This is a genomic window from Undibacterium sp. Di27W, assembly GCF_049340345.1.
GTDB lineage: Bacteria > Pseudomonadota > Gammaproteobacteria > Burkholderiales > Burkholderiaceae_D > Undibacterium.
In genome coordinates this window covers 1-3704 of the sequence record NZ_JBMPOS010000055.1, presented here as the reverse complement: position 1 = coordinate 3704, position 3704 = coordinate 1, and the positions used below count along the sequence as shown (strand labels likewise).

General features: G+C 48.7%; 1 protein-coding gene. It reads left to right on the top strand.

What is annotated here, in order from left to right:
- Positions 1-166 precede the first annotated feature (166 nt).
- The coding region (locus tag ACO0LF_RS31140) for a CheR family methyltransferase (RefSeq protein ID WP_423021240.1) at positions 167-3704 on the top strand (3538 nt) is incomplete at its 3' end.

Below are 3704 nucleotides of genomic sequence, written 5' to 3'. Positions count from 1 at the left end.
GTAAATAATGGCATTTATGGAAATAGTAGTGGTCGAATCTATGCTGATACCTTATTGTTACGTATCTACTTAAGCAAAGATGCGATACATGTGTTTATGAGTAGCTCTTCACAGATCAGCATCGATCGTAGAGGTGATTTTTAAAATGATAAATACAGAGACTCCTATGGATGGTTCCGCAAACGATATTTCAACCAAGTTGACGCGTAGTCATCTAGGTTTCCCTGTAGTCGGCCTGGGAGCTTCAGCTGGCGGTTTGGAAGTGCTGTCTCGTTTGTTTGGAAGTCTCCCCGCGCAACACGGGATGGCCTTCGTGGTGATTCTTCATCTAGCACCACAGCAACACAGCGCATCTGACAGCATATTGCAGCGTGCCACAACAATGCCGGTGCTACAGGTAACAACAAGAACACGAATTGAACCCGATCATGTCTACGTGATTGCGCCCGACCAACAGTTATCAATGGATGATGGACACCTCTCTGTCTCTAAGCTTGACCGACCCCGTGGCCAGCACACTGCTATCGACATTTTCTTCTGTACCCTTGCAGATGCGCATCGCGAACGTGCCGTCGCTGTAGTGCTATCAGGCATAGGTTCGGATGGGGCGATAGGTCTGGAGCGGGTTAAGGAAATGGGGGGCGTAACGCTGGCACAGGACCCTTCTGACTGCGAATATGACAGCATGCCGGTAGCCGCTATAGCCACTGGGATAGTGGATTTTGTGTTGCCTGTAGAAGCCATTGCTGCAAAACTTGTTGAATTGTGGGCTACGGCTCGCGATATGCAATTGCGCCCATCCGAAGACGATGATGAAAAATGGCAAAGTGACTGCGACAAGATAGGTGAGAGTGCCAAGGAAGAAGATGCGCTCCAGCGCATTATCACAATGCTGTTCGCAGATACAGGTCATGACTTCCGTCACTACAAGCGCGCTACTGTTCTTCGCCGGATCGAGCGTCGGCAGTTAGTCAAGGGTGTATCGTCTTTCCATGAATATGCCGAGTTATTGAAGTGCGAACCTTTGGAATTTAAGTCCTTGTTAAAGGACTTGCTAATTGGTGTCACGAACTTCTTCCGCGATCGTGATGCCTTCGATGCCCTAGAGCTGACTGTTATCCCTGAACTGTTTCGCAATAAAAATTCTGGAGACCAGGTACGGGTGTGGGTGGCTGCCTGCGCCACAGGCCAGGAAGCATATTCATTAGGAATATTACTTGCAGATAAAGCGTCTTCTTTATCCAAGCCGATAGAATTTCAGGTGTTTGCGTCGGATATTGATGAGCATGCGATTTCCATAGCGCGTGCAGGATCATATCCTGTGACTATCATGATGGACGTACCGCCGGCACGGCTGCGTCATTCTTTTACGAAAGAAAATGATCACTACCGTATTCGTAAATCTGTGCGTGATCGTATTCTCTTTGCATGTCACAACCTATTGCGTGATCCACCTTTTTCAAAGCTGGACATGATTTCGTGCCGTAATTTATTGATTTATCTGACCCGTGAAGCGCAACTGCGCATACTAGAAACATTTCATGCAGCCTTAAAGCCTGATGGTTTCCTGTTTCTGGGCTCCTCAGAGACCGCGGATGCGGCGGCGGAATTTTTTGCTCCTTTCGATAAAAAGAACCGGATTTATAGAGCGCGCACTCTGTCCCGTTCTGCTCGGACTTTACCATCGCTTCCAAGTGCCCCATTGCACAGAGTGCCAGATACCGGACACGCAGGCACACAAGTCCGCGACCAATTTTCATTCAACGAAGTCCACCAGCGAGCACTTTCCAAATTTGCCCCTCCCAGCCTGGTAGTTGACCGTGATTCAGACATTGTTCATATGTCCGATACCGCAGGCCGGTTTTTACGCCATGTTGGAGGAGAGCCATCACGTAACATTCTCGCACTTGTTCTTCCAGAATTGCGGGTTGAATTGCGTATGGCTTTGTATCAGGCACTACAAACAGGAAATAGCGTTGAAGCTCATCGCGTGATGATTACGCGGGGCGAAGCTACGTATTTCATTAACATGATCGTACGGCCATTCAAGGATGAAGTGGCCGACATAGGATTCATGCTGGTATTGTTCGAAGAGATCGAGCGCACTATGAATACTCTGTCGGGTGTTACGCCGGTTGAGCCAAAAGACCTAGTGTTGAATCAGCTTGAAGCAGAACTGCAGCGCAGCAAGGACAAGTTGCAAGAAACCATAGAGCATGCAGAAGTATCCAATGAAGAACTGCGAGCATCTAATGAGGAACTGCAAGCAATTAACGAGGAGCTGCGCTCGGCCACCGAAGAGCTTGAAACCAGCAAGGAGGAATTGCAATCGGTAAATGAGGAACTAATCACCGTCAATTACGAATTAAAGGTCAAGGTAGAAGAAACGGGTAAGGCAAACGATGACCTCAACAACCTGATCGCCTCTACCGACATTGCCACGATATTCGTAGACAGGGCAATGCGCATCAATCGTTTTACACCACGCGCTGCAGATATCTTTTCAATTATTCCTTCAGATATTGGCCGCTCCTTGCTGGACATTACGCATCGTCTCCATTATTCACATCTTGCCGAAGATATTTCTACCACCTTTGATACCTTGTGCCCTGTTGAACGTGAGTTGCGCAGTGTTGATGGGCGATATTACATGGTGCGCCTGTTACCCTACCGTACAACCGAGGACAAGATCGATGGGGCCGTAATGACTTTCATTGACATTAGTAGCCGACGTGAGGCCGAAACCAAAGCCCGCATTGGCGAAGAATGGATGCGCCTCGTGGCCGATAGCACGGATGATTTCGCCATTATTACAACCGATAAGCGTGGCTATGTGACAGCATGGAACAAAGGGGCTGAACGTAACTTTGGTTATACTGAGGAAGACATGTTGGGTAAAACCCTTGATCTGGTTTACCTGCCAGAAGACCAGGCTTCGGGTGTTCCTGAGGATGAGCGCAACCGCGCTTTTAAAGATGGCCGAGCAGAGGACGAACGTTGGCAAATACGTAAAGACAATAGCCGCTTTTACTGCACTAGCGTTACAACCGTTCTGCAAAATGGTGACTTTGAAGGTTATGCGAAAATAGCTCGTGACCAGACTTCCCGCATGCAGCACGATAACCGGCGCGAAGCAGCACTATCAAACGAGCAGGCCACCCGTTCGCATGCTGAAATGACCAACGCAATGAAAGATGAATTTCTTGCCGTGATGTCACATGAGTTGCGCCACCCTCTCAATGTTATTTATATCAATGTTGAACTGCTTTCGCGTCTACCAGCAGTACGGCAATCGCCACCTGCACTACGATCCGCTTCAATCATCCGCGATTCAGTGACGAGCCAGGCAAAAATCATTGAAGACCTCATGGATATGTCGCGTGTTGCAACCGGTAAGCTGACGTTAACAATACAAGACGTAGAACTGGGGGCGCTTGCATCCAAGCTGGTGGAAGTAATGCGGGCTGATCCGGCGGTAGAAAACTTGACTCTACAATATGTGCAACATGACAGGCCTATATTGGTAGCGGCTGATCGGGTTCGCATTGAGCAGGTGGTGCTCAATTTGCTCAGCAACGCAGTGAAATTTACTCCCTCTGGCGGTACTGTTACCGTTACATTGGGTATTGAAGACGAACAGGCGACGCTGGAAGTTAAAGACACGGGAGCAGGTATTTCGGTCGAATCGCTGCCACGCGTATTCG